This window comes from Sodalis sp. RH14 (assembly GCF_047324285.1).
GTDB lineage: Bacteria > Pseudomonadota > Gammaproteobacteria > Enterobacterales > Enterobacteriaceae > Acerihabitans.
The window spans coordinates 3,881,126-3,904,644 of sequence record NZ_CP178739.1; the positions used below are offsets into that span (position 1 = coordinate 3,881,126).

The 23,519-nt window shown below is 53.1% G+C and carries 29 protein-coding genes and 1 tRNA gene; 13 read left to right on the top strand and 17 right to left on the bottom strand.

Features of this window, described 5'->3' with window-relative positions:
• Positions 1–141: 141 nt before the first annotated feature.
• The 15 genes from ACL2XQ_RS17605 to ACL2XQ_RS17675 form a co-directional block, all read right to left on the bottom strand.
• The gene (locus ACL2XQ_RS17605; RefSeq protein ID WP_413732321.1) at positions 142–1,215 is read right to left on the bottom strand and encodes a DNA-methyltransferase; all 1,074 of its coding nucleotides are present in this window, start codon (positions 1,213–1,215) and stop codon (positions 142–144) included.
• Positions 1,216–1,529: 314 nt separating this feature from the next.
• On the bottom strand, positions 1,530–2,420 hold the full coding sequence (locus ACL2XQ_RS17610) for an SDH family Clp fold serine proteinase (protein WP_413739504.1): 891 nt from the start codon (positions 2,418–2,420) through the stop codon (positions 1,530–1,532).
• Positions 2,421–2,452: 32 nt separating this feature from the next.
• On the bottom strand, positions 2,453–2,662 hold the full coding sequence (locus ACL2XQ_RS17615; RefSeq protein WP_413732319.1) for a hypothetical protein: 210 nt from the start codon (positions 2,660–2,662) through the stop codon (positions 2,453–2,455).
• 335 nt (positions 2,663–2,997) lie between these two features.
• Positions 2,998–3,276 (bottom strand): hypothetical protein, encoded by a 279-nt coding sequence (locus tag ACL2XQ_RS17620; protein ID WP_413732318.1) that lies wholly within the window; start codon positions 3,274–3,276, stop codon positions 2,998–3,000.
• 113 nt (positions 3,277–3,389) lie between these two features.
• The gene (locus ACL2XQ_RS17625) at positions 3,390–4,055 is read right to left on the bottom strand and encodes a bacteriophage antitermination protein Q (protein ID WP_413732316.1); all 666 of its coding nucleotides are present in this window, start codon (positions 4,053–4,055) and stop codon (positions 3,390–3,392) included.
• Between the two features lie 18 nt (positions 4,056–4,073).
• The gene (locus tag ACL2XQ_RS17630; RefSeq protein WP_413732314.1) at positions 4,074–5,081 is read right to left on the bottom strand and encodes a DUF968 domain-containing protein; all 1,008 of its coding nucleotides are present in this window, start codon (positions 5,079–5,081) and stop codon (positions 4,074–4,076) included.
• Positions 5,078–5,449: a RusA family crossover junction endodeoxyribonuclease gene (locus ACL2XQ_RS17635; RefSeq protein ID WP_413732312.1), complete on the bottom strand. Its 372-nt coding sequence runs from the start codon at positions 5,447–5,449 to the stop codon at positions 5,078–5,080. The genes ACL2XQ_RS17630 and ACL2XQ_RS17635 overlap by 4 nt, the downstream gene beginning before the upstream one ends.
• Complete coding sequence (locus tag ACL2XQ_RS17640; RefSeq protein ID WP_413732310.1) at positions 5,446–7,401, bottom strand: DNA cytosine methyltransferase; 1,956 nt, start codon at positions 7,399–7,401, stop codon at positions 5,446–5,448. Before ACL2XQ_RS17640 ends, ACL2XQ_RS17635 begins: the two co-directional genes overlap by 4 nt.
• Positions 7,398–8,276, bottom strand: coding sequence for a phage N-6-adenine-methyltransferase (locus tag ACL2XQ_RS17645; protein WP_413732309.1), 879 nt, complete (start codon positions 8,274–8,276; stop codon positions 7,398–7,400). Before ACL2XQ_RS17645 ends, ACL2XQ_RS17640 begins: the two co-directional genes overlap by 4 nt.
• On the bottom strand, positions 8,273–8,518 hold the full coding sequence (locus tag ACL2XQ_RS17650; RefSeq protein WP_413732308.1) for a PerC family transcriptional regulator: 246 nt from the start codon (positions 8,516–8,518) through the stop codon (positions 8,273–8,275). Before ACL2XQ_RS17650 ends, ACL2XQ_RS17645 begins: the two co-directional genes overlap by 4 nt.
• On the bottom strand, positions 8,515–8,859 hold the full coding sequence (locus ACL2XQ_RS17655; protein ID WP_413732306.1) for a hypothetical protein: 345 nt from the start codon (positions 8,857–8,859) through the stop codon (positions 8,515–8,517). The genes ACL2XQ_RS17650 and ACL2XQ_RS17655 overlap by 4 nt, the downstream gene beginning before the upstream one ends.
• Entirely contained in the window at positions 8,856–9,875 is a 1,020-nt protein-coding gene (locus ACL2XQ_RS17660; RefSeq protein WP_413732305.1) for a conserved phage C-terminal domain-containing protein, read from the bottom strand. The genes ACL2XQ_RS17655 and ACL2XQ_RS17660 overlap by 4 nt, the downstream gene beginning before the upstream one ends.
• The gene (locus ACL2XQ_RS17665) at positions 9,872–10,048 is read right to left on the bottom strand and encodes a DUF4222 domain-containing protein (RefSeq protein ID WP_413722665.1); all 177 of its coding nucleotides are present in this window, start codon (positions 10,046–10,048) and stop codon (positions 9,872–9,874) included. Before ACL2XQ_RS17665 ends, ACL2XQ_RS17660 begins: the two co-directional genes overlap by 4 nt.
• Before the next feature lie 277 nt (positions 10,049–10,325).
• Entirely contained in the window at positions 10,326–10,790 is a 465-nt protein-coding gene (locus tag ACL2XQ_RS17670) for a YmfL family putative regulatory protein (RefSeq protein WP_413732303.1), read from the bottom strand.
• A 19-nt stretch (positions 10,791–10,809) separates the two neighbouring features.
• Complete coding sequence (locus ACL2XQ_RS17675) at positions 10,810–11,025, bottom strand: Cro/CI family transcriptional regulator (protein ID WP_413732302.1); 216 nt, start codon at positions 11,023–11,025, stop codon at positions 10,810–10,812.
• Between the two features lie 97 nt (positions 11,026–11,122).
• Between ACL2XQ_RS17675 and ACL2XQ_RS17680 the strand changes: the two genes are divergently transcribed.
• From ACL2XQ_RS17680 to ACL2XQ_RS17720, 9 genes are all read left to right on the top strand, one after another.
• Positions 11,123–11,767, top strand: a complete 645-nt coding sequence (locus tag ACL2XQ_RS17680) for a LexA family protein (protein WP_413732301.1) — start codon at positions 11,123–11,125, stop codon at positions 11,765–11,767.
• An 876-nt stretch (positions 11,768–12,643) separates the two neighbouring features.
• Entirely contained in the window at positions 12,644–13,015 is a 372-nt protein-coding gene (locus ACL2XQ_RS17685) for a hypothetical protein (RefSeq protein ID WP_413722661.1), read from the top strand.
• A gap of 32 nt (positions 13,016–13,047) precedes the next feature.
• Positions 13,048–13,875 (top strand): YfdQ family protein, encoded by an 828-nt coding sequence (locus tag ACL2XQ_RS17690; RefSeq protein ID WP_413732299.1) that lies wholly within the window; start codon positions 13,048–13,050, stop codon positions 13,873–13,875.
• Positions 13,876–13,992: 117 nt separating this feature from the next.
• Positions 13,993–14,610: a 3'-5' exonuclease gene (locus ACL2XQ_RS17695; protein WP_413732298.1), complete on the top strand. Its 618-nt coding sequence runs from the start codon at positions 13,993–13,995 to the stop codon at positions 14,608–14,610.
• Entirely contained in the window at positions 14,603–15,094 is a 492-nt protein-coding gene (locus ACL2XQ_RS17700; RefSeq protein WP_413732297.1) for a hypothetical protein, read from the top strand. Before ACL2XQ_RS17695 ends, ACL2XQ_RS17700 begins: the two co-directional genes overlap by 8 nt.
• Before the next feature lies 1 nt (position 15,095).
• Positions 15,096–15,392, top strand: a complete 297-nt coding sequence (locus tag ACL2XQ_RS17705) for a hypothetical protein (RefSeq protein WP_413732296.1) — start codon at positions 15,096–15,098, stop codon at positions 15,390–15,392.
• On the top strand, positions 15,389–15,601 hold the full coding sequence (locus tag ACL2XQ_RS17710; protein ID WP_413732295.1) for a hypothetical protein: 213 nt from the start codon (positions 15,389–15,391) through the stop codon (positions 15,599–15,601). Before ACL2XQ_RS17705 ends, ACL2XQ_RS17710 begins: the two co-directional genes overlap by 4 nt.
• 2 nt (positions 15,602–15,603) lie before the next feature.
• Entirely contained in the window at positions 15,604–16,788 is a 1,185-nt protein-coding gene (locus ACL2XQ_RS17715) for a phage integrase Arm DNA-binding domain-containing protein (protein WP_413739505.1), read from the top strand.
• Between the two features lie 77 nt (positions 16,789–16,865).
• A tRNA-OTHER gene (locus ACL2XQ_RS17720) sits at positions 16,866–16,961 on the top strand.
• 109 nt (positions 16,962–17,070) lie between these two features.
• Here the strand turns inward: ACL2XQ_RS17720 and ACL2XQ_RS17725 are convergent.
• Together ACL2XQ_RS17725 and ACL2XQ_RS17730 are read right to left on the bottom strand one after the other, a co-directional pair.
• Complete coding sequence (locus tag ACL2XQ_RS17725; protein ID WP_413739506.1) at positions 17,071–18,012, bottom strand: SDR family NAD(P)-dependent oxidoreductase; 942 nt, start codon at positions 18,010–18,012, stop codon at positions 17,071–17,073.
• A 215-nt stretch (positions 18,013–18,227) separates the two neighbouring features.
• The gene (locus tag ACL2XQ_RS17730) at positions 18,228–19,073 is read right to left on the bottom strand and encodes a metal ABC transporter substrate-binding protein (RefSeq protein WP_410016769.1); all 846 of its coding nucleotides are present in this window, start codon (positions 19,071–19,073) and stop codon (positions 18,228–18,230) included.
• Between the two features lie 283 nt (positions 19,074–19,356).
• On the opposite strand from ACL2XQ_RS17730, the gene ssuE reads away from it, so the two are divergent.
• From ssuE to ACL2XQ_RS17750, 4 genes are all read left to right on the top strand, one after another.
• Positions 19,357–19,920, top strand: coding sequence for an NADPH-dependent FMN reductase (gene ssuE / locus ACL2XQ_RS17735; protein ID WP_413723295.1), 564 nt, complete (start codon positions 19,357–19,359; stop codon positions 19,918–19,920).
• Between the two features lie 117 nt (positions 19,921–20,037).
• Positions 20,038–21,024, top strand: coding sequence for an ABC transporter permease (locus ACL2XQ_RS17740; RefSeq protein ID WP_413739507.1), 987 nt, complete (start codon positions 20,038–20,040; stop codon positions 21,022–21,024).
• On the top strand, positions 21,021–21,863 hold the full coding sequence (locus ACL2XQ_RS17745; protein WP_410014279.1) for an ABC transporter permease: 843 nt from the start codon (positions 21,021–21,023) through the stop codon (positions 21,861–21,863). The genes ACL2XQ_RS17740 and ACL2XQ_RS17745 overlap by 4 nt, the downstream gene beginning before the upstream one ends.
• A gap of 6 nt (positions 21,864–21,869) precedes the next feature.
• A complete protein-coding gene (locus tag ACL2XQ_RS17750) occupies positions 21,870–23,519 on the top strand; it encodes an ABC transporter ATP-binding protein (protein ID WP_410014278.1) in 1,650 nt (549 codons plus the stop codon).

Here is a 23,519-nt window from a genome sequence, read left to right on the forward strand (position 1 = left end):
ATCAGCCCACAGATTAGTCACACTGACCACCACTGTGGCTCACCCCTGAAAGGTTCTGTGGTTGAAGTACGCCGAGCGTGGCGCGGGAATAAAAAAAGCCGCCTGGTTAGGCAGCCTCATTTCGGTAAAACATCGGTACGTTTATTTAACTGACGTCATTTCGATCTCTTTGCGGGTCTTCAGGAAACGCTCTTCCTCCAGTTCAACCCCTATCGATTTTCTTCCAAGCGCTATTGCGGCTTTTACCATTGCCCCGGACCCCATAAAGAAATCGGCCACCACATCGCCTGGCCGACTGCTGGCCTGGATAATATGTCGCATCATGTCGGCCGGCTTTTCGCAGGGATGCTTGCCCGGGTACGATTGTACCGGCGGGAACGTCCAGACATCGGTATAAGGGACTTCTTTCGTTACTGCGAACGGTCGGCGCAGATTCTGATATTGCTGGCGCAATTCGCCGTATTCCTCTACCAGTCTGGAGTAGGTCTCGCTCAGCGCATCATAACGTTCACGCAAAGAACAATGAAGCCCCGCCAGCGGGCAAGCTAAACCGGCGGCGAGCGCCTTTTTAGCGAACAGCTTTTGCAACGCGGCGTATTGCTCTGGTTTCGGTAGTTGCCACTGACTTTCGGAAAACCAGTGAGAACACATCTGCGTGCCGGTTGCCGCGTTGATTTCCGCAGCTGAAATATTCAGGGCAGCGCGGGCATTGCGAAAGTAATCAATTAGGGGCTTAAATACCTGGGCTTTGAGCTCCTTGCATTTACTCGCGTACCCCACTTGGCCCTTTGCATATCCCTCTGCGCCATAATGACCAGCGAATATGATCCGCTCCGTTGCAGGGAAGAAAGATCGCAGATCTTCTTTGCGACAACCTTTCCACTGCCCAGATGGTTTCGCCCATATGATGTGGTTGAACACGTCGAAGCGTTGGCGCACCAGCAATTCGGTATCTGACGCCAGGCGCGAGCCGCAAAACAGATACATGCTGCCAGCCGGTTTCAGTACTCGCCAAAACTCCACCAGCATGTCGTCCAGCCAGGCCAGATAATCTTCAACACTATCCCACTGCCGATCCCATGCGAGCGCTTTAACCCGGTAGTACGGCGGGTCGGTGGCAATCAGATCGATGGAGTTATCAGGAAGCGTTTTGATGTAGCTGAGGGAATCCGCGTGAACGAGCTTAGCACTGTTTAAATTAACAGTATTTTTCATAGACCAGAAGCGTCCTTTTTGATAGGCTCACTTTGCTGTGTGCACATCAGCAGTGGGCCTTGGTTCGCTTGTGATCCCCGATACAGGCGAATGGCGGTTTTGGTGTTAGCGCACCATCACCGCCGCCCATTTCACAAAGAAAAAGCCACACCTGAGTGCGGCTCTTGAAATCAAAAATCTGGCATTGTTGACAAAAATATTCAGCGATAAAGGCATAATATATTATTTAAACTTAGGATAAGATTGCATTTCAATTGCCACGCAATGCGTTAATCAGCATAAGCCTCAAATTTATTAGATTTTATTATTTCTAATCAATGACCATTTGGAGGAACATGCCACACCATCCGTCCATCCTCTTGATTTTCAATTATTTTCGCTGCTGAACTATTGCCGAATGTATGCATAAAACTATGATGAATAGTCAAAACCAAGTCTTGGAGGTCTTGATTGCTTTCCATAGCTGTTATGTTTAGACCGATTTGCAACGCTTTATCAATATGAATATGACGTGCATGGGCAAATGTTGAGGAATGATTATTCAAGCTAGCACAGATAGCTTCTGCCTTAGTGTGGGCGTCGGCATCCCCATCAAACATGCCAGTGACCAACCAATCGCTAACGATCGTTGTTGCCCATTGGATAGCTTTTTGGCATTCACCAATAAATGTTGGATTTAGCTTCGAAAGAGTAAACTGCCAATATGCTGCTGACGCCGGATTTTTTAAAATATCCTGCAAAGCATTTTGTGACTCTTCAAGCACTCCATGAGCAGGAACGCCCCCAACTTGAGGATCGAACGGGCCTATGTTTGATTGTTTCCCCATGATAATTTCCTTTGCACAACATGCAAGCATAGTGCCTGCAGACATAGAAATCATAGGAACAAATGCTCTGATATTTTTACCAAATTTCGCACGAAGATAATACCCAATTGATTCTAGTGCAGCTATATCCCCGCCAGGTGTATGCAATATCAAATCAAGGCCCAATTCCGGATTTAATCCATGAATTGCAGCCATGAACCCATTTTTATCATCATCTGTCATGGATATAAGGTGTTGATTTGACTGGGAATTTTTCTGTAGAAATCCTGAATAATACGCTATTACATTCCGACCTGTCAGTTGTGACATTTCTTTAATATATTTGCTTCTAACAGTATCAAAAGGGCTTTTTTGGGCGAGAACAGCCATCTCGCCCATAACCTTGTTCCAATTAGGCATGATTTATTTTTCTAATATGTATACATCTGATAAGTATTGGAATTTTTCTGATTTTGGGTGTTTTCACTGAGTTTTGAACCAGTTGAATACATAACACCTTTTTGCTCTACTATGTTGGGTGAAGAACTCATAACACGTCGGCCAAAATCATCCGAGCTTTCGTTCGGCATATATTCTGCCGGTTTGATCTCATATTTGGTATACAGTTCAGATATATTCATTAGGAACCCCTCTAGCCACAACATGTAGTGCCAGAAAAGCCGAGCAGACACAACATGTAGTGTCCACCGACCATTAAAGACGAAAAAACCTCCTTAAAGGAGGTACTTTTTATGAAACTTATCGATTTAATATAGAGCCTTTCAGGGGTAACTGGCAACTAAATTTGCGTGACATTTGTAGCTTTTCGAGCATGAAAAAAGATAACTTGGATATTCTACGTTGTTAGAAGGACATTTGATAAACTATCTAACTACCCGAGGCGAGTGTGCAAAAAAAAACAAGCCTCATGCATTTCAAGTTGTGCAACCGCTGACTCCAAGCAGTACATTGAAGCTCAACGCTGTGTCCACCCTTTTTTGACTTCGAAAGCCCGCCCTAACTTTAAGCCATCGGGAAGGATTGCCCAGGTTACATAAAAATCATGAGAAGTCAGTTCGCTACCAGACCAGTCATAGATTCCGATATAACAATCATCGTCTTTATCCACCCGGATTTCCCCGATGTGCCAGCCATCGCATGGGTTGTATACGATCACCTCAACATCATGCATGTCTTCTGTTGGTTTTTCGCTAGCAGGGCGGAAAATCAATTGCTCGGAACGGCACTCAGCCATTTGAACTCCAGAAAAAGCAAAACCCCGCCGTGGCGAGGTTTTGGTTATTTAAAAAATTGGCATAATATCTAATATACTCTTAATATCGCCGATAAAGTTGATTTTTGCAAGTATTATGATGCTAAGTTTCTGTAACGTGCATCACTTCTTTTAGATAAAATCGCTCCTAGTGCCGATATATCAAGCTCGTCGCATAACACAATGAGCGAGTTCCAGTGCTGCCTGTAGTTTTTGGACCAGTTGTCTGGCTTTACCCCCACCAGCTCAGATAGCCGTTTGCTGGTATACGGATTGCGAAACATATCCCAATGCCCGGCGCTTTCCTGAGCCGCTAGCCATACCAATGACGCCAAGCGGCCGCGCATTTTTTCGGTTACCTTTTTGCCCACCAGCTGTTTTTGAAACTCGTCCCAGATAAATTGGCAGATCGTAACCTGATGCCCATAGTCCAAGTCATACCCATAGCAATACCGGATCCATGCTTCCTGATATGGTTCAAGCTCGCCTATAGCCCGGCGCCAGGAGCTATAGGAATAGGTAATGGGGTCAATCGGCGGGAATGGTTGCTTTCTGTTACGCGTTTCCGGGCAGTAAATAGGATCAGTGTCTGCACACACCCTCCTGTCGCCTAGCTCTATTACCCGCGGCCGCTTGCGCTTATACCGCGTGGAATGGGTCATCGGAGAATCCTCAAATGCAGCTAGTTGTCCTTTTGTAGCAGTGCGTATGTCAGCAAGCGCCGTTGAAACACGTTCCCGGATGTAATCAAAATTCAGCATTGCCCACTCTCCACTTTCTTATTTTTTGCCGGTGGCAATCACGCCTATCGCCAGGGCTCTGTCCAAAACACGCATCAGCATTACTGGCTGGGTGTCGTGCTCTTGTTCAAATGTCCGCATATCCCTATGCAGCTCGTCGTGGCAGCGCCTGCACAGCGGTATCACGAATAGGTCATGCGCTTTCGTTCCCATCCCACCCTGGCCGTAGCCGATGATGTGATGGGGATCATCTGACGGGTTGCCGCATCCCTCGCACGGCTGCGACTTTACCCACCGGGTATATTGCTCATTCACCCAGCGACGGCGCTTCGGCCGCAACATGAATGATTCCGGCGTTTCCGGATCTATTTTCAAGGCCAGCACCTGTTTTGCGGTTTCCTCCAGAACGTCGGTGGCCCGCCGTAACGGCTCTATATCGGATTCCCTCATAACGGATTTATGGGATTCCGGCTCCGGCCATTTCAACACCCTCCGCGCCGGCATTTCTGGCATTGCTGAAATAACGCTGTATAGGGAGGCCCACCAGCAAAGCTCAGGCAAAGTGATTTGATGATGCTCAGGAAACATAAACGCAATACGGGCTTTATCCAGAATCCACTCGGACAGGTTGCGCGCGGCTATCTCCTCCAGTTTATCCAGCGCCATATCCCTGAATGCATGGTCATGGTGCCAGCACAGCCGAACCGCGCCAGGTCCGTAGCGGCGTATTGTCATGTTCGGATCGTGATATTCGTCATTTGGCCACTGACATGTATCCGCGCGCAATGTAAGCCATTCATCAAGCGAAGCAACGCCACCCGCCGCGGCTATGACCCGGGCGTCAGTAAAAAACGCCACCAGCGTGGAATCGTCTGCAAGCGTCTGACTGGTATCAGCCATCCCACCGGTGGGGAGGGTTTTCATAAAGTCTGGTTCATTGCTGATCAACACTCGGCCTGCGGTGAACATCGGCAATAGCTCATTACCGGGCCTGAATAAAACCAAACCCAGCTCGCGCTGCAGGCAGGGAGTTAATAAAGCCCTCATGCTGTTATCTCCCTGATCGTTATCTCGGCCTTGCCGCCGGTGGTGACCTCTCCCCATCGCGCCGAAAGCTGTTTAACCTGGCTGTCGTCTACCCATATGCCGGCATGCGTCAGCGCATCGAACAGCGCTTTAAAGCAATTATCCAGATCCCGGCGTGCGCGGTTGGGAGGGTATAGCACCAGATCGATACTCACATCATGGCGCAACGCCTTTGGGATCCGGCGTAACTGCTCTAGAACTGACGCAAAAACATCGTTTCGATACCGGCGCCCGTCAGCACTGATTAAATGCCGGCCAGCCAGCGGCCCCTTATTCGGGGCGCGCCAGTAGCTGTTCACGCTGGGCGGAAATGGCAAGACCAATATCATGCAGCCTCCTCGGCTTTGGCCCGGCACAACTCCGGCAGGTTAGCGCGCACCAGCGCTTCAGCGAATGGCGGCGGTACCGCGTTGCCGCAGCGCGCGACCTGCTTATCTTTGGCGTATTTGGTGCCCTTGTAGTCTTGATCGATGATGTACCATGATGGGAAGCCCTGGGCGGCGTATAGCTCGTGGGGTTGCAGCATGCGCATGCCGATATCCACGATCTGATAATCAACGCCGGCGACCGTCACCAAGCCAAATCGATCATTAGACGTCACGGTATGCAGAGGATCGGTCATGGCGCAGCCGTCTTTATCTGTGCCGTAATACTTCAGCAGAAAGGCGCGAACCTCGCCTATGTGCAGTCCGCCGGCGGTGATGGTCGGCAAAGGCTCGGTGACAGGCTGGCCGTCTTTGCAGGTTCCGCGCAATTTAATCAGATGGGACGTGACCAGGGCAGAATCGGCTTTTGCTGTTACGGTTTGCACTGGTTCGCTGATGTCTCGCGGGCGGCTTTGTCCGGCCCGGCCGCCACATCCCACCAGTTGCGCGGATACCAGGGCATGGTGATCAACCGTTGTGACTGTATGCGCCGGCTCAGCCAGATCCGCGCCGGCCCCGGTATAATTTCCGCCGTAGTGTTTGGCAAGAAATGCCGATACAACCTGGCTTTTACCTCCACCGCCCGCCGTGATAGTACCGCTGGGCTCATCGGCGACATGGCCGACGCTGTTGCCGAATTGCCGGGCAATGATCGGGGCCACCAGAAGATGTTCGGCTTTACTGGTCACAGTGGTGAGCGGGCCTTCCGGGCTGTAGGCCATGCGGTCGCCACCGAAACCTGTCTGACCTATACGGGCGATAACCGGTGCCACTACGCAGGAATGGTTGGTATTGCATAGCGTATGCAAAGGCTGTTCTATCGACCGGGGTTTTGCCTGATATTTTGGGCCTCCAGCGCCTGCTATTACCGGGCTGACAAGCGCATAGCCATGGGTTTTTGTTATGGTCTTCAGCGGCTCATCAATGGACTGGCCCCGGAAACAATCATAAGAACCGTCTTTGGTGGAGTGGTTGCACTTAACGATAAACGGCGTCGGGTTATCAATAACGAAGCGCTGGATGCCGCGCGCGATCCGTTTAAGCGTGTTCTCTGCCAGCGGCCGCTTGCGCTCGAATATGCTCGGGCATGGTAGGGACCAGTCTATGATTTCCGCCGCGGTGCGCCATGGTTTGAGTTTCCCGCTCTGGACCTCCAGTGATTTTGGATTGCCATGAGTCGGTACCGGCCAGGCTATAGCCGCGTCATCGCAACGCATTACCATGAAAAATCGCTCCCTGATCGTTGGAGTACCAAGATCGCTGGCGCGGAGCTCACGGAACTCAACGGTATAGCCCAGCCCGGCCACCAGCCGAAGGCGGTCTTCACTGTCCGCAGCAATTCCGAGGATTTCGCAACATTCGTCCAATGCCGGATGATTGGCGGCTACGCCGGTCGTCAGCATCGCTACGAACGCCGCGAATGTTTCTCCCGCCCGAGCCGGGTCCGGGTGCTGTGTACCGTCATCAGCGGTCAGCAGCGGCCCCCAGGTTTTAAACTCTTTGACGTTTTCCAGAATCATTACCCGTGGACGTGATTTGAGCCCCCAGCGCAGAGCAATCCAGGCAAGGCCCCTTATTTCTTTTTTTACGGGCGTGCTACCTTTGGCCTTACTGAAATGACGGCAGTCAGGCGAGAACCAAGCCAGCGCTACCGGCCTGCCGCTACAGGCCACAACCGGATCGACATCGAAAACTGATTCGCAATAATGCAGCGTGTCCGGATGGTTCGTGCTGTGCATGTCGATCGCGTTCTGGTCGTGATTAATGGCAATATCGACGCTCCGGCCGATCGCCATTTCAATACCCGTTGACGCGCCGCCGCCACCGGCAAAATTATCTACGATTATTTCCTTCATACTGTTGCTCCCATGGCTGCGCTGAGTGAAGCGATTTGCTGAATAATGGAGGCTGACGGGAGGCCATCCAGCTTCATGCGGTTAATGTGATGGCGGATTTTGTTCTGCAATTCTGGGGGAAGTGTCTCAGCAACCGGCACCTGGTCGAAGAGGAAATGCACCTCTGCAGGCCATACTCGGTTATCCGTTTCCGATACTGGAATCATTTGTGGAATATTTTGGGGTGGGTTTAGGCGTGATGCCATCCAATGCATTTGTGCCAGCGCCGTTTCGCCGCGGGCGATCAAATCGTCACGATTGACGTACCCCATAGCCGGGCCGGTCCACGTTTTATCGAATACCGCGATGGCTCCGGCAAAAAACGCACCGGTGGGCACCTGTTGTTCGTCTGATGGTTTGAACCAGACAGGAACGTCAAAACCGACACGACCACGGATGAATGAAATATGGTCGGCCTGCTCCGGCCACCAAACTTCGGACGTGGCAGCTTTAATGAGGAAGACGAACCGCCCGCCCCGTTCCCGCATTTCCGCGGCGTAAGCCAGGATGTACCGCATGCCGGTAATGTACTGGCCGTCGTGCTGGCTGGCGCGGGAGTACGGCGGGTTGGCGAACGCGGCCCCGTTGAGCTCCGCCAGCCGGGCTGACCAATCCTGCGCCAGCGCATTATCCTCGGCAGTGTAATAGGCTTCGCATTTTGCGTTGCTCTCATCGGCAAACAGATCCAGAACCAGCGGGCCGAACATGGCGTTTATTCCCCAAAACAAAGCATCCGGCGTGCGCCACTGGTCGCCTATTTCCTTGAGCTTATGGACGGGCGCAGACTTTATAGCGTCCAGTGCTTGGGCGTAGACGGCCTTGGTGATATTCGTCATACCACAGTTCCTTCCGCCATATCGATTAGCTTTGCTTCTTGAATTCCAGAATAATCGCCGCAAAACAGATTGCCATAGGTGATGCAATGTGCCCGGCGCGCGGCCAATGCATCACGTTGCTTCTCTTGTGTATGAGGTGTTATATCAAGGACTGTTAACCATTGGCGCGCCGCACGGCGCCACAAATGAGACGCTTCGAGCTGTTTGGCCCGGGCGATTTCCTTTTCCAGACGTGTTGTCATGATGCTGCCCCCAGAGTTGCGGCCACCAGCCGGTAGAAATGAACGGTTTTAAGCGTTTGCGGATCTTTGATAGCCAGGCGCTCTTTCTTCAGGCCATGAATTTCCGGCTTAACCTCGCGCAGTCGCGCGCTGATTGCCGCTTGTGTGTCGGCCACGCCGTACATCTGCAGCACCAGCAGTTCCAGATCGCGCAGGGTGCGCCACGTTGGGCCGGCGGCAGCATGCAAGACGCGATTAAATTGCGATTCATGTTCTTTCATGCAGCCGGCCAGGATCAGGCGGCGGATGCCGGCGTTAATATCGGCACGTTCGAATTCGTCTACGGAAATCGTCAGTTTCATGCTGCTTTACCCCCATTCAGGCGCTGGCTGCACTCAGCCCATATTTTGTTCCAGGTGATCTTTGCGAAGTCGGCGCGCATGGATTTGACGCTTGCGCCGTCGGCCTCTTTTCGTGCGGCGGTTTCAATGTCGCTTTTGGATTTATTGTCCAGGGTGAGCCTGAAATACCGCTTGTAGGCGGCTTCCCGCTCGGCGTTGTCACCTGCAGATGCTTTTTTGCCCCACTCGGCGCGCGGCGGTCGGCCGGCTGTTTGCCATTTGGTCGCCGACTGGAGATAACCGGGAAACTTGGTCGGCTGGAATAGTGTGGACGGGCGCAGATAATCCGTCATTTTCAGATCTTCACCCCACTTCTCGACGCTGTAGTCAACCACCAGCATCAAGTCGGCCATGGTGAAATCTTCCCGCAGCCGGGCGCGGATGTTGTCCAGGGATGATTTGCTGATCTGGTACTTCGAGCCGGTTGTTCGGTTCAAGTGGGCCAGAACTTGTTTAGCATGATCGGTTATTTCGATTTCAGGGTCGGGCGCCACCGGCGGCTGACAAGGAGGTTTTATATCTGATGGATCAGGTGTTGATCTTAATGACGGATCGGGTCCAGATTCTGGACCGTCAAAACCCGGCTTTTCGCCTAAATCTGAACGTTCAGGATTTGAACCTTCAGATTTTGAACGTTCAGAATCTGAAGGTTCAGAATCTGGACGGTGAGAATCAGCCGCGGCGGCAGCACTGCGTAGCTTTGCAACGTTCAACCGATAAACGTTTGTCTCGTTGCGATTGCCTTTGCGGCGGCGTTCCTGTTTGCTCAGCCAGCCGGCTTTTTCGAGTTCTCCTATGGCGGTGATAACGGTGCTTCGCCCTGCCCCAATCTGACGGGCAATAGTCTCAACACCGGGCCAGCAAATGCCCTCATCGCTGGAGAAATCCGCCAGGCGCGCCATGATCATCAGTTTGGCGCCCCGGATACCGGCATTCGCGCAGCCATCCCAGACCCAGCTGGATAACTTAACGCTCATACCAACCTCGTGAATTTATTCTTGAATTCTTTAACCGGCAGCGCGCATTCATGGGCATATCCATCTCGCATGAAGATGACGCGGTTTTTGTCGGGGTCCCATCCAACGACGTGCACCCGAATCCCATATCTATCCCTGTAAACGCGATCCACATTGACGCGATGGTCAGCCATAACACGACCTCCCCCTGCTCGTTGAATGCGCGCCAGGCGGTTTCCAGATCTACCCGTTCCGTCACCGGCTGGTAGTTGGCGGGCTGGCCCGGCTGATTTAAGATGAAGTCATACGCAAAGGGCTGACTCCGGTCGGAATTAACGAAAGGTCGGCAGCGGAATTGCCTGCCACCAGCGTTTGCCGGTACACTGTTCATGCGTTGATTACTCCACAATATGTTTTCTCCGCGCCGACGCCCTGGGCTGCACACTCGGGGCGTCAACTTTTCTGACCTGGTCATTTGCGCGATCCTTTCTTGCGGCCAAACAGCGCCAGGATTGCCCTGATTTCCTCCTCGCGCGCTGCCAGATGTTTGGCATGGTGTATTTCAATATCCGCCGCTTCCCCTTCATCGATTACCCCGTCCGCCAATGCCTTTTGGATAATTAAATCGACCTGCCCACGTTCGGCGGCTGTCCTGATGCTTTTCTGAAAAAGCTCCACCTGGTCCAGCTCTTCAAACTTGGGGACGTCAACATGCATTCCGCCGCGGCGCCGGGAGAAATACTCAGCCAGGAGTGAAGTGCCAGAAATATCCTCCATGGCCTCCAGTTCGTGGTGCTCGAAGAAGCGGCAACCGTTTTTCTCGTAAAGGTTGTTGTTGAATTGGGTGGTGGTCATGCCCAGGGCACCAGCCATGGCAGACCGGCCGCCTGGATAGGCTTTACACATTGCTTTGACGGTTTCTTTGATATCTACCATGTTGATTTTCCTTTGGTAGTTAGTTCTGGCCTTTTAAATCTGTATTCTTTGCATACAACGAGGGGTTATAGATAAGTGCCCCTTTGGTGCGATATGCAGCTTCGGTGGCCCTGCCTTTGGGTATCAATTGGCCCGGTCGTTTTCTCCATTGGTAAAATGCTTCAGGGGAAACGCCGAAAAATGCAGCAATTTTTAGCGGGTCACCGAAATACTTTTCCAAATCGGTAGTAGTCATAACGCCTCCATCCTAAAAGTATTTAGATATTATTAGCTAATTTAATTTTGGTCAATAAAAACTAAGATTATTTAGGTTTTATTTTGAGGGCTAATCCGTGGTTACTCTAGGACAGCGTGTAAAGACGCTTAGGAAGGATCGTAAACTTACCCAATCACAGGTGGGTAAAGCCTTGGGCGTTAGCGACGTCACAATAGGATATTGGGAAAGGGATCTGAATGAGCCAGGCGGGAAATCGCTGACAAATTTAGCAAGGTATTTCGGGGTTAGCGAAGAGTATCTCCTCTATGGCAAAAATGAGGAATCAAACGTTATGCCCGCATCTTTAGGTACCACCAGCATACCCATCATAAGTTTCGTGCAGGCTGGGGCTTGGAGTGCGGAGAGCGATGCCCGCAGCCTCGAAGGGAACGTTGATTATATACTTACTGACCAGAAATTATCTCCGAGCTCGTTTGCGTTGCGTCTGAAGGGCCGGTCAATGGAACCAGAGTTTACCGAGGGTGACATCATCATTGTCGATCCCGAGATAGGTCCTATACCCGGTGATTATGTTGTCGCAAAAAATGGTTCTCACGAGGCAACCTTCAAGAAATATCGGTCGCGTGGCATAGACGCCAAAGGCGATGAAATCTTTGAATTGGTCCCTCTGAATCCAGATTTTCCCACTAAAAGTTCTCAAACAGAATCCATCTCGATCATAGGTGTTATGGTCGAACACCGTCGTTTCAGACGTCGTTAATCACTCCCTTCGTCCGCCGTCAGCGGACAAATAATTAATAAACTAAATATGTTTAGTTTTATGCTTGACGTTTAAACTAAATTATTTTAGATTTTAATCATTCGGAACCAAGTGCAGGACAGGTTATGGAAAATCTCGCAAAGCTCGGATGGAAGTGGTGGGCAACCTTAATCGGGATTCTGGCCTTTGCTGTTGTCTGCAATGTGCCTTGGGAATTGATGTAGCTGACCAGATCCCATAACAGGCAAGAGCATTAACGCAGGTTGGCATGTTCGGGGGCGTTCATGATTAACCTGCAGTGCTCTTACCGTTGTGGTGATCAGGGGATTATCGGGATATCCCTCCCGGTAGCCGGTTCGACACCGGCCGCCCACTTATACACCGAGAGAGAACGCCCTTCGGGGCACGTTGTACCGCGGCGGATGGCCTGGATACCCGCGGAATGTATACAGGCCCGACCGGTCCCCGTTAACGGACCACCACAATCAAAGAGCGCGGGCGTGCAAAACCGTATCCGACTGGCGCAAGGCTAAACTTCCGGCCTAGATACATCAATCCCAATGATGGCGCCATAAAGTGGGAAGTTCGCTCTTTTTGATTGTGGTGAATGTGCGGGCTTGTGCCCATGGAAGCCTGCTGGCCGGGATCAGCTCCGGCCACCACAAACCGATCACTGTTGGAGGTGATGTTGTATTGCTGTGTGTAGTCCTTTGGCGGTGGTGTCAGCTCTTCAACTCAAAAGGGGTGAAGATAATGTTCTAGCTGGCATTTCCGCCCTTTTTTCTCGCCTGCATAGGCAAGGGACTCTGCCCTGCCCTATGTATGTGGAGTATCACCGCGGCGTGTGCAGCGCCGCTATCAACGAGGGGTTAGCCCATGTCTGAACCAAATAATATTACCAATGTTCCAGACTTTTTTTCTGAATTAGACGCCGGAATTTTTGAAAACAAATTTGCTGCAGCTCTGAATGACGCCGCGCTCGGCGCGCTCAATAACGGCGGCAAGGCCAAAGTGGTCCTGACCTTTGATATTGAACGGCTGAATAATTCAATCGAAGAAAAACGGGTCCGGATTAAACACCGGCTCAGTTTTACCACCCCCACCCCGCGCGGGAAAACTTCCGAGGAAGACACTACCGAAACCCCGATGTACGTCGGCAAGCGCGGGAAACTCACCATCCTGCAGGAAGACCAGGGACAGCTTTTCACTATCACCGGCCAGCCTGACGGCAAGCTCAATAACCAATAATTCATAAATTCATTTATCGAAGGACTCAACACATGTCGCAATCTATAGACGCAAGCGCCATCACCCAGATCCGGGATATGTCCCTGACCGGCGAACTGGTAGGAGATTTGACCAAAGCTGATTGCCCGGTTGTCGCTGTTCCGGATGGTGTAAAGCTTCAAAGCCTCGAATATCTCCAAAATGGCCGCTTCCGCTTTCGTGGCAAAATGGCTACCGCCAGCGTTCCTGACTTTGTTCGTTATTGCAAAGAGTATGAAGGCGCCGGCGTGCGTTGCTTCATAAATGCCGACGCTATGGCTGCTGTCACTATTTTCAATCTTGGCACCCTGACGGAACCGGGACATGCAGATAATACCGCGCGCCTGAAACTGGAAAAGACCGCGCCTTTTTCCTCACTGCTGGAAATCGACGGCCGTAAGGAGGGCCAGAAAGAGCTGGCAGAATGGCTGGAAGACTGGAACGAATATTTACTGGCTTTCACCGCTGACGGTGAAGTGCTGGACATTAAAAAAGCGGTCGCCGGCGTTCGGCAGATTACGATCGAATCCATGACCAGCCAGGATCATGAGGAAAATGATTTTAGCGGTAAGCGTTCTCTGATGCAGAGCGTTGAGGCAAAGAGCAAAGTCACCATGCCGGCGGCATTTGAATTTAAGTGCATCCCTTTCGAGGGCCTGGCCGAGCGCCGAATCCGTCTGCGCTACAGCGTCTTGACCGGCGGCGATGCGCCGGTGCTGGTCTTGCGGATTGTCCAGCTGGAAGCCGTAATGGAGCAAATCGCCAGCGAGTTCCGCGATCTGCTTGTGGCTCAGTTTGACGGCACCAGCGTCGAAACCTTTATCGGTGAATTTTCCGCTTAATGTAGTGATGCCCCATCCGGGGCATTTAATAAAAACAATCTTAATTGTTGCCTCCTGGCAAGGGCTTCGCTCATCCGAAGCCCGACCGCGTGCAGGCGGATAATGTGGAGTAATAACATGATTAATACCATTGTCATTGATACCGAGGATTTGGATCTAACACCCTCAGCGGTAATTTTGTCGATCGGCGGTTTTGCCTTTGATGTTACCGACATTAGCGATACACAATCTGCTATTTTTCAGATTGTCCAGGATCCTGAACTGGCGGAATATTCCGCCCGGGCGTTCTACGGTTTAGTTGACGTGTTTGATCAACTGATGATGTGCCGGACCGTTAGCCTGGGGACGCAGGAATGGTGGAGAAAACAAGGGGAGGATGCCCACGAGGCGTTGCTCGGCGAACGCCATAGCCTGGGCTCACAACTGCTGAACCTCAGTAGCTGGATTGCACAACACCGAGAGGCACGCATCTTTTTTCGTGGTACCGACTTTGATGGATCGATTCTTGAGCACGCTTACCGGATGTGCGGGATGGAATGCCCGTGGCGTTACAACGGTAAGCGTGACGTTCGGACTTATATCGATGCGATGACCCGCGGAATGCGGGGTTACCTGAAAGACCACCAGCCTTGTTTTTCAATGATCAAACATAACGCCCTTCATGATGCCATGAACGACGCTGAACAGATGGCTATTGCTTATCAACTCAACAGCCAGGCGGTGGCCAATGTTTAACGCAGAAATTTTGGCCCAGGTGCTGGCGATGAAGGAAAGCGGAGAACTAAATAGAATGGCTGGCAGCGGCATAGCCGGAATACTCGCACAGTTCGCCCTGACGGCGCTGACGGCTGAACGTGACGCCAAATTATATGGCGTCGGTTTTATAGTAAAGGGAGAAAGAGTTAACCCGCAAGATGTCGTCATTATCCATAACACCCCGCCCACAGTCGGCAACGTGCCTGATTATTTTCTAACTGTCATGGAGGAAGTTTTATCCATATCAGATCGCAAGCACGACGCATGGGACCGCGCTAAAGCAGCTATCGCAACCTGCCGTGCCTCCCCGCAGCTGATACCTGCAAGGATCAAGTTGCCAGCGGCATTCAACGTCAAGATGGGCGGTGATAAAGCTACCCGGGCAATGTTCCAGGGCATGAATATGATGCGTGAGGACTGCATAAAGGTTTTGCGCGCCGCCGGTATCGAGGTGGAGGAATAACGTGGAAATTGATTACGCCAACCTGAAAGCAGACTACGCCGCGGCGCTTGCCGCCGGCGATAAGCTGTATCTCGGTACAGAATGCACCAAGCCAGGCCACGGCCGCGTGCGTTATGTTAGTGGCCGGTCATGCCGGGAATGCACGCGCGAAAAATGCGTCCGGCGCCATCTGCGAGATCGATCGAGCAGGACAGATCAGGAAGGGTTTACCAGGCGGGCATTCATCCTCGGAGATCCAAACCGCATCACGCAAAAATCTATATCTGTCCATCCGGATAAAGTGGAGGAAAAGCCATGACAAATAACAAATTAATGAAAGCGAGAATCTGGGGCGAGCGTGAATTTGAGAAAGGCTCTATTCCTGATACTCGTACGATCAAGCGCTGGGTAGAAGATGGTTTATTACGCGGAAAAATCGTTGATAGCTCAGTATGGATTTTTTCTTCTGAACGATGGGGTGTTGATTCCCATGTATCCCATCAAGTGAAATTATTAATTAAGGAATGATTATGGCAGCGAGACCGCGCCGGCGAGAATATAGGCATCTCCCTGACTATCTTTACTTTGATAAGGATAAAGGCGCTTATAGATTTACGTTAATAACCGGCAAAAAGAAAGACCTAGGTTCGGACCGCGCGGTCGCGATAGCTATAGCTCGTGAATATAACGCTATCATGCGTACTAGTACCCCTATCTCTATAACTTCTTTAATTAAGGAGTCAGGCGGCGCGCATGGGGAATCAGAAGCATTTGCCCACCATGCTCAAGCTCTTTTTGAGCGTGCAGTTATAGACGAGAAACCCGCAGCCAGTACTTTGGCGGACTGGCAAAATGATCTTGTTAGAGTAAAAGAATATTTTTGTGAAATACCCGCAAGTGATATTGAATTAGAGCATGTTAACGGTTTTATACAGCAATATCATTCTGACGCTTCAGCCAATGTTCAAAATAGAAAAATAAGCTTTTTAAGCAAACTTTTTAGTTACGCAATGGATGAATCTTTGATGATGGATAATCCGGCGACACGAAAAAAAATGCGGCGTGTTGATAGCAAAAAAAGGCGCCGGTTGTCTTTAGATGATTTCCGGCGGATGCATGACGCTGCGGCTCCATGGTTAAGAACAGCAATGGATCTGGCATTGCAAACTACCCAGGCGCGTCTGGAAGTTTCACGCATAAAATACAGCATACGTGAGCCAAAAGAAGGTGTATGCGGGTGCGTTTGGTATGACATTCCACTTAATGGAATATTCGGTATGCTCTACATACACCGGCAAAAGGTTAAAGACAAAGAAGCCTCACATGTAGCGATACCCATTGGTGAAGCATTGAAAACGATCATAGACGATAGCCGTGATAACATCGCCAGCCCGTATGTAGTCCATCGTTTACCCAAGAAAAACAGCAATCCAATAAGCAAAGAAGTTTATCACCCAACACAAATCGCACCGGACTACCTCAGCCGTTCCTTTTCCAGCTTACGAGATAAGATCGGAGTGGCTTCTACATATCCGTTGCTTGAGCGACCTACATTCCATGAGATCCGAGCTTTAGCGGCTCATTTGTTCAAGATGCAGGGTCTGGATCCCCAGGCGCGCATGGCGCATAGCGATGCCAAATCGACAAAGGTTTACACCCAGAATCATGTGGATTGGGTGGAAGTACCGCATGCCGAAATCAGGATAAAAGGGTAGGGAAAAACGTACCCTAACTTATTGATGTATATGAGGTCAATTTTGCAAAGTAAGTACTGTTTGTTTATACAGTCAAATGGCATGGAAGCCAGGCGGGGCGCGGCCTGCGCGCATTTTTGAATGGGGTCATGGGGTGTCGGGGGTCGGAGGTTCGAATCCTCTCATGCCGACCAATCATCCTGAAGAAAACCAACCACTTGTGGTTGGTTTTTTTTTCGTCTGAAGCGTGGTTGAAAAGCCAAGCGGCGGCTTAAGCGCGGGCGCCGGGTCTGGCGCGGGTCTTTATAAACATGATTGCCTGCCCTCCTCGTCTTCCCGTTTCATTCTCGCGCGAATGCCACCCTCAATGCGCAGGGTCTCCGCCATAGGCTCATAGATAGCCCCTTGCGTAGCGGCCACCGGCGGGGCTTTATGAACTTCGCGGTCGGCGATGTCCGCTGACAGCCGCTCGGTCAAATCCGGGAACAGATGATGGGAAATATTGGAGGAACCGGCCTTCCAGCCGACGGGCGTTTCTTCCTGTGGATTGACGCAGGCCCCGACGATGGCATCCACCACCAGCGCGGGATCGTCCATCGCCGCCATGCGCGGCGCATGGCCGCTGTAATTGGCGGCATGCAACCACCAGGGCGTATCCACCGCCCAGGGCATTATGGTCGCCACCTTGATATTGGCGGCGCTGCCATCCAGACGCAGCTCTTCGTTGAGCGTGCGGCTGAGGCTCAGCACCGCGGCCTTGGAGGCGGCATAGGATGCCTGATAGGCCAGGGGCACTTCGCTGTCGATCGACCCGGTGTTTATCAGGGTGCCGAACCCCTGCATGCGAAATTGCCGGATTGCCGCGTGGGCGCCAAACAGGAGCCCTTTCAGGTTAACGTCGATAATGCGCGCATGATCCGCCGGCGGAATATCCCAGAATAGCCCCAGGGCGCCGATACCGACGTTATTGATCCAGATATCGATGCCGCCAAACCCTTCCAGCGCCGTCTGGGCCAGATGCTCGACGTCGGCGGCGTCACTGACATCGGTCCGCACCGCCAGCGCCGCGCCGCCGGTGGACCTGATGTGTGCGGCCAGATCTTCCAGCGCCGCCTCCCGCCTTGCAGCAAGCACGACGTTCGCGCCCAGTTGCGCGAGTTTAAGCGCCGTTCCCCGGCCAAAACCGCTGGATGCGCCGGCGATGACGACGGTCTTCCCCTTGAGATCGTGCTGGTGTGCTGACATGATGGATATCTCCATTTAATTAGCGCGCTTACCCAAAATGGGGAAATCCATCTCCCTGACCTGGAACCCTGGCCAGGGGACATAGTGCCGCGCGGAAGGCTATACCGATAGGTTCGCAATGGAATACGTCGGGATAGCCTCAATATAGTTGAAGATACTGCAGCGGGCAAAACCGTGGTTGTGACGCCCACCACCGCCACGCGGCGGCGTTAGGGTTATTGCATGCTGGCGGCTATCGTCTCGACATTGTGTTTAAAGGCCGCCTCGTAGGTCGTCGCGGGCCCGCCGGCTTTCGATAACGATTCCGGATACAGTTCGCCACCCGGCTGCGCGCCGCTGGCGGCCGCCACCTGCTTCACCAGGCGCGGGTCGGTTTGATTTTCAATAAAGTAGGTTTTGATATGCTTTTCCTTAATCTGCCTGATCAAGCCGGCGACGTCGCTGGCGCTGGCTTCGGCTTCAGTGGAGAAACCGACCGGGGCGAGGAACTCCACGCCATACTCGGCGCCGAAATAACCAAAAGCATCGTGGCTGGTAATCACTTTACGTTTGTCCGCCGGGATGGCGGCGAAGGTGCTTTTTGCCCAGCTGTCCAGCTTTTCCAGTTTTTGTATATAAGCGCTCCCTTGCCGGCGAAAATAATCCGCATCCTCAGGATCCGCGGCAATCAACGCCTGCATAACATTGCGGGCATAAACTGCGCCGTTTTTGGCGCTGTTCCATGCATGAGGGTCGGTGACGGTTTTGCCTTCCTCTTCCATGTTGCGCGTGTTTACGCCCGTGGACGCGGTAATGATCTTGCCCTTATAGCCTGACGCCGTGATCAGGCGATCCATCCATCCTTCCATCCCCAGGCCGCTGACAAACACGACGTCGGCTTTATTTAACGCCTGGCTGTCTTTCGGCGCCGGCTCAAAACTGTGGGGATCGCCATCCGGGCCCACCAGGCTGGTCACGGTGACATGATCCCCGCCAACCTGTTTTACGATATCGGCCAGTACGGAAAAACTGGCTACCGTATCGACCGTTTTGGCCAACACGGCGGGGCTCGACACCATCATGGCCACCGCTAATGGTAGGGTTAAACGATTCAATTTTCTCTCCTTGCTGATAAACGCGCGCTATAAACGCCAGTTATTGTTACTTTATAACATAACATGTAGCGCGATTTGCTGGCAAGACTTAACGCCGGCGGTCATCATTTATTCAGCTATAGAAAGCCAAAAAAGATATTTTTATTTTTATTACATGCGTAATAAGGTGGTTGCGCATATGTAATGGCGCTGTATTTATTTTGAGATATTTTGTATTGGCAGAATATGATGATTGTTTCAAGGAGCTGTAATGAATGTTATTACCCTGGCCGGTAGTCCGCGTTCGCCCTCGCGTTCGGCGGCGCTGTTGACTATCGCCCAGCGCTGGCTGGAGGGACGGGGTATTAAGGTTACCCCCTGGAATGTGTTTAATTTTAACGCGGAAGATTTGCTGTACGCGCATTTCGACAGCCCCGCGCTCAATGACTTTGTCAGGCAGCTTGCCGGAGCCGATGGCGTGATTATCAGCACGCCTATTTATAAAGCCTCGTTCAGCGGCGCGCTGAAAACCCTGCTGGATCTGCTGCCGGAGCGCGCGTTCGAGCATAAAGTGGTGTTGCCGCTGGCCACCGGCGGCTCGGCAGGGCATATGCTGGCGCTGGATTATGCCCTCAAGCCGGTGCTTAACGCGCTGAAAGCCCAGGAGATCCTGCACGGCGTTTTCTCAGAAGACAGCCAAATCACCCGCTACGATGGCGATCCGTTGTTAAGCGCCGCGCTTGAAGGCAGATTGCTGGAATCCCTGGAGACCTTTACCCGCGCACTGGAAAGGCAATCGCAATTCAGCCCCTTGCATATCTCATCCGCCTCGTAGGCCTCGGCAGCGGCCGCTGACAGGCGCGACGTGGAGAATAGAGTAAACCTTATGAAATTAGCTTGGTTTAATGACGGTAAACACCCCATATCCTTATTTTTAACGGGAGGATAAGCGATGCAGGGGAGAATTGGCTATATAGGCTGGCGGCTGTTCCAGATTTTGCCCACCACGTTTACCATTGTGCTGTTGGCCTTTGTGTTAATGAAATTAGCGCCCGGGGATGTTATTGATGTCGTGGCGGGAGAATCAGGCGGGGCCACGCCGGAATATATGGCGGAAATGCGTGAATTATATGGGCTGAATATTCCGATCTGGCAGCAGTTTATTCATTATCTCGAGTCGCTGGCGCATTTCGACCTGGGCTATTCCTTTCGGGAAAACACGCCCGTTGCCGATTTAATCCTCAGCCGGTTGTCCGCGACCATTACCCTGTCGTTGACGGCGATTATTTTCGCCCTGTTGGTTGGCGTGTTGCTGGGCATTATTGCCGCGCGCTACCGCGGTTCCTTCTTGGACGGGCTGATCTCGGTTTTTTCCACCATCGGTTTTGCCACGCCTTTATTCTGGATTGGCTTGTTGCTGATCGTCGTATTTTCCATTAATTTGCGCTGGTTTCCGGTGAGCGGCATCGCCACCGTCGGCGCCGACTACGCCAGTCAGGTCTATTACCTGCTGGACGTAGCAAGGCATTTGATCCTGCCGGCGTTATCGCTGAGCCTGTTCTTTCTGTCGATGTATGTCCGCATCACCCGTTCCTCAATGCTGGAAGTCTATGGACAGGACTTTGTGCGCACGGCCAGGGCCAAAGGATTAAGCGAATGGCGGGTATTATTCGGCCATATCCTGCGTAATGCCGCGCTGCCGATTATTACCATTACCGGCCTGGAAATCGGCGGACTGCTCAGCGGTTCGGTGGTGGTGGAAACCGTCTTCGGCTGGCCGGGTATCGGCCGGCTGGCCTACGACGCGGTATTTTCCCGCGACCTCAACCTGCTGCTGGGCATTTTCTTGCTCAGCTCCTTTCTGGTGGTGCTGATGAATCTGCTGGTGGATTTGATCTATGTCGCGCTGGATCCGCGCATCGGGAGACGCCGCCCATGATATCTCGCGGTTTTCGCGCGCGGCTGGCCCGCTCATATTCCACGCAGATTGGCCTGCTGTTATTGTTGCTGATCCTGTGCGGCGCGGCGGCGGCGTCCTATTTTTTCCCCGGCGACCCGCGCAATATGGTCGGCAGCCCGACGATTTGGCCCGGCGCCGATGCCCGGTTTCCCCTCGGTACCGACATGATGGGCCGCGATATGCTTTCCGGCCTGCTGTATGGCGCCCGCACCTCGCTGATGATCGGCCTGTTCGCCACCGCGCTTTCCGTGGTGCTCGGTATTGTCATCGGCGTGATCGCGGGTTATTTCGGCGCATCCTGGGTTGACGATATCCTGATGCGCCTGACCGAAGTGTTCCTGACCATGCCGCGCTTACTCTTTGCCATCGCCCTGGTGATGGTGCTGGGTCCCTCGACATTCAGCATTTCCCTGGCGCTGGGCGCGACCTCCTGGCCGCAAATCGCGCGCCTGGTGCGCGGCGAGGCGCTGCGCGTGCGCGAAATGGAGTTCGTGCGCGCCGCCGCCACCATCGGGCTTGGACACCTGCGCATCATCACCCGCCATGTCTTGCCCAACAGCATCGCGCCGGTGATGGTGGCCTCGTCGGTACTGGTGGCGCAGGTTATTTTATCCGAGGCGTCGTTATCCTTTCTCGGGCTTGGCGATCCCAGCGTGGTGACCTGGGGGGGCATGGTCGGCTCAGGGCGCGAGGTGCTGCGTACCGCCTGGTATATGACCGCCCTGCCCGGCCTGGCTATTTTCGTGACCGTTATGGGCTTTATGCTGATAGGCAACGGCCTGAACGATATTTATAACCCACGCCTGCATAGGAAGTAGATTACGATGGCAACAGAAGAGAAACCGACCGCCGCCGTCGACGGACCGATACCGCTCAAGCTACTTGACGTGCGGGATTTACGTATTGGTTTTAATGGCGAAGAGATTGTGCACGGCATTTCTTTTCATATTAAGCCGCATGAAAAGGTCGCCCTGGTGGGCGAGTCCGGATCGGGTAAAAGCGTGAGCGCCATGAGTTTATTACACCTGATCCCCGGCGCCAGCGTGTCCGGACAGGCGCTGTATGGCAATACCGATCTGCTCAAGCTGCCCGAGGCGGACGTACGCGCCGTCAGCGGCAAGGATATTTCGATGATTTTCCAGGAGCCGATGACGGCGCTTAATCCCCTGCATCGGGTCGGGGAACAGATTGCCGAAGTTTACCGGCTAAAGCGGCGGATGGGCCGTAAGGACGCCTGGGAGCATGCCGTGGCCCGGCTCGCGGAAACCGGCATCGCCGAGCCGGAACGGCGCGCCAATGCCTATCCGCACCAGCTTTCCGGCGGGCAGCGCCAGCGCGCCATGATAGCCATGGCGCTGGCCGGCGAGCCCAAACTGCTGCTGGCTGACGAACCGACCACCGCGCTGGATGTGACCCTGCGGCTGCAAATCCTTGAACTGTTGTCCGCTTTGCAGCGCAAGAACGGCTTATCCATCCTGCTTATTACCCACGACCTGCACCTGGTGCGCCGTTTCGCCGATCGGGTCATTGTCATGGAAGCCGGCAATATCGTGGAAGTCGCCCCGACCGAACAGCTGTTCCAGGCGCCAAAACATCCCTACACCCGTCAGTTGATCAACAGCCGTCCGCAACGGGACATCGGCGCCGTCGCCGCAGACGACGCCGGGCAGCACCCGCGCCTGGAGGGCAAAGACCTGCAGATAAGCTACCCGGTTTCGCATCCGGGAATAGGCAACTGGTTCCGGCGCCACCGATTCCAGGCGGTCAAAAATGCCGACTTCGTGTTGCGGCGCGGACAAACCCTGGGCGTTATCGGCGAGTCCGGTTCAGGCAAAAGCACGCTGGCCGCCGCGGTGCTGGGACTGATGGATCATGAAGGCTCGCTGCTTATCGACGGCATGTCGTGGCAGCAGGCCAATGCGCACTCTTCCCTGGCGCGCCGGTCGCAACGGCGCAAAATACAGGCGGTATTCCAAGACCCCTTCTCTTCCCTGTCCCCGCGCCTGAATATTGCCCAGGTGGTGGGCGAAGGCCTGCATTTCCATCATCCCGAACTGTCGGCGCGGGAGCGGGAGCGGCGTATTACCGCGATCCTCGGCGAGGTGGGTCTTAACGAAACCCAGTTTCCGGGGCTGCTGCACCGGTATCCCCATGAATTTTCGGGCGGCCAGCGCCAGCGCATCGCCATTGCGCGGGCGCTGATTATCAACCCCGATATTCTGGTGCTGGACGAGCCTACCAGCGCTCTGGACGTTACCATCCAGCGGCAAATCATTACCCTGCTGCAGCGACAGCAGCGCGCGCATGGTCTGAGCTATCTGATCATTACCCATGATGTGGCGGTGGTGGCCGCCATGGCGCACCGGATTATCGTCATGAAGGAGGGTAACGTGGTCGAGGCGGGGGACGCCATGACCCTGCTGAACGCCCCGGTCCATCCCTACACGCGCAGCCTGATCCTGGCGGCGGCCTGA

What these genes read in the sequence shown, in the direction of transcription:
- ACL2XQ_RS17605 (WP_413732321.1), bottom strand. Translation starts at nt 1,215, where the DNA reads ATGAAAAATACTGTTAATTTAAACAGTGCTAAGCTCGTTCACGCGGAT.
- ACL2XQ_RS17610 (WP_413739504.1), bottom strand. Translation starts at nt 2,420, where the DNA reads ATGGGCGAGATGGCTGTTCTCGCCCAAAAAAGCCCTTTTGATACTGTT.
- ACL2XQ_RS17615 (WP_413732319.1), bottom strand. Translation starts at nt 2,662, where the DNA reads ATGAATATATCTGAACTGTATACCAAATATGAGATCAAACCGGCAGAA.
- ACL2XQ_RS17620 (WP_413732318.1), bottom strand. Translation starts at nt 3,276, where the DNA reads ATGGCTGAGTGCCGTTCCGAGCAATTGATTTTCCGCCCTGCTAGCGAA.
- ACL2XQ_RS17625 (WP_413732316.1), bottom strand. Translation starts at nt 4,055, where the DNA reads ATGCTGAATTTTGATTACATCCGGGAACGTGTTTCAACGGCGCTTGCT.
- ACL2XQ_RS17630 (WP_413732314.1), bottom strand. Translation starts at nt 5,081, where the DNA reads ATGAGGGCTTTATTAACTCCCTGCCTGCAGCGCGAGCTGGGTTTGGTT.
- ACL2XQ_RS17635 (WP_413732312.1), bottom strand. Translation starts at nt 5,449, where the DNA reads ATGATATTGGTCTTGCCATTTCCGCCCAGCGTGAACAGCTACTGGCGC.
- ACL2XQ_RS17640 (WP_413732310.1), bottom strand. Translation starts at nt 7,401, where the DNA reads ATGAAGGAAATAATCGTAGATAATTTTGCCGGTGGCGGCGGCGCGTCA.
- ACL2XQ_RS17645 (WP_413732309.1), bottom strand. Translation starts at nt 8,276, where the DNA reads ATGACGAATATCACCAAGGCCGTCTACGCCCAAGCACTGGACGCTATA.
- ACL2XQ_RS17650 (WP_413732308.1), bottom strand. Translation starts at nt 8,518, where the DNA reads ATGACAACACGTCTGGAAAAGGAAATCGCCCGGGCCAAACAGCTCGAA.
- ACL2XQ_RS17655 (WP_413732306.1), bottom strand. Translation starts at nt 8,859, where the DNA reads ATGAAACTGACGATTTCCGTAGACGAATTCGAACGTGCCGATATTAAC.
- ACL2XQ_RS17660 (WP_413732305.1), bottom strand. Translation starts at nt 9,875, where the DNA reads ATGAGCGTTAAGTTATCCAGCTGGGTCTGGGATGGCTGCGCGAATGCC.
- ACL2XQ_RS17665 (WP_413722665.1), bottom strand. Translation starts at nt 10,048, where the DNA reads ATGGCTGACCATCGCGTCAATGTGGATCGCGTTTACAGGGATAGATAT.
- ACL2XQ_RS17670 (WP_413732303.1), bottom strand. Translation starts at nt 10,790, where the DNA reads ATGGTAGATATCAAAGAAACCGTCAAAGCAATGTGTAAAGCCTATCCA.
- ACL2XQ_RS17675 (WP_413732302.1), bottom strand. Translation starts at nt 11,025, where the DNA reads ATGACTACTACCGATTTGGAAAAGTATTTCGGTGACCCGCTAAAAATT.
- ACL2XQ_RS17685 (WP_413722661.1), top strand. Translation starts at nt 12,644, where the DNA reads ATGTCTGAACCAAATAATATTACCAATGTTCCAGACTTTTTTTCTGAA.
- ACL2XQ_RS17690 (WP_413732299.1), top strand. Translation starts at nt 13,048, where the DNA reads ATGTCGCAATCTATAGACGCAAGCGCCATCACCCAGATCCGGGATATG.
- ACL2XQ_RS17695 (WP_413732298.1), top strand. Translation starts at nt 13,993, where the DNA reads ATGATTAATACCATTGTCATTGATACCGAGGATTTGGATCTAACACCC.
- ACL2XQ_RS17700 (WP_413732297.1), top strand. Translation starts at nt 14,603, where the DNA reads ATGTTTAACGCAGAAATTTTGGCCCAGGTGCTGGCGATGAAGGAAAGC.
- ACL2XQ_RS17710 (WP_413732295.1), top strand. Translation starts at nt 15,389, where the DNA reads ATGACAAATAACAAATTAATGAAAGCGAGAATCTGGGGCGAGCGTGAA.
- ACL2XQ_RS17715 (WP_413739505.1), top strand. Translation starts at nt 15,604, where the DNA reads ATGGCAGCGAGACCGCGCCGGCGAGAATATAGGCATCTCCCTGACTAT.
- ACL2XQ_RS17725 (WP_413739506.1), bottom strand. Translation starts at nt 18,012, where the DNA reads ATGTCAGCACACCAGCACGATCTCAAGGGGAAGACCGTCGTCATCGCC.
- ACL2XQ_RS17730 (WP_410016769.1), bottom strand. Translation starts at nt 19,073, where the DNA reads ATGATGGTGTCGAGCCCCGCCGTGTTGGCCAAAACGGTCGATACGGTA.
- ssuE (WP_413723295.1), top strand. Translation starts at nt 19,357, where the DNA reads ATGAATGTTATTACCCTGGCCGGTAGTCCGCGTTCGCCCTCGCGTTCG.
- ACL2XQ_RS17740 (WP_413739507.1), top strand. Translation starts at nt 20,038, where the DNA reads ATGCAGGGGAGAATTGGCTATATAGGCTGGCGGCTGTTCCAGATTTTG.
- ACL2XQ_RS17745 (WP_410014279.1), top strand. Translation starts at nt 21,021, where the DNA reads ATGATATCTCGCGGTTTTCGCGCGCGGCTGGCCCGCTCATATTCCACG.
- ACL2XQ_RS17750 (WP_410014278.1), top strand. Translation starts at nt 21,870, where the DNA reads ATGGCAACAGAAGAGAAACCGACCGCCGCCGTCGACGGACCGATACCG.